The organism is Pseudomonas sp. SDO5215_S409, assembly GCF_054071325.1.
Genome location: NZ_JBSVWN010000207.1, coordinates 1 through 266, shown reverse-complemented (window position 1 = coordinate 266; position 266 = coordinate 1). Strand labels below are relative to the sequence as shown.

Below are 266 nucleotides of genomic sequence, written 5' to 3'. Positions count from 1 at the left end.
ATGGCGCTGTTCAACTTCAACCCTGAAATCGCCGCGCTCATCCAGCAAGTCACCCGCAATTTCAGCACCACGGGCAAGCTGGACGATCAGGACGGCGCGTCCATACTGAGCCCGAGCGTATCCGGCGATGCGACAAACATCGGCTCACGCCTGAGCGAAATCAAAGGCGTGCTCGACCTCGAAAGCGTGCGCACCAGCAAGCTTTACCAAGCCATGAGCAACGCCGCCCAACACAGCCTGACCACCCTGATCAACATCGCCAACCA

At 59.0% G+C, this 266-nt stretch carries 1 protein-coding gene; it reads left to right on the top strand.

All coding sequences use genetic code 11. The features are described from left to right. Positions 1-266: hypothetical protein (locus tag ACW9H9_RS28920; RefSeq protein ID WP_457370508.1), on the top strand; the 266-nt coding region annotated here is incomplete at both ends.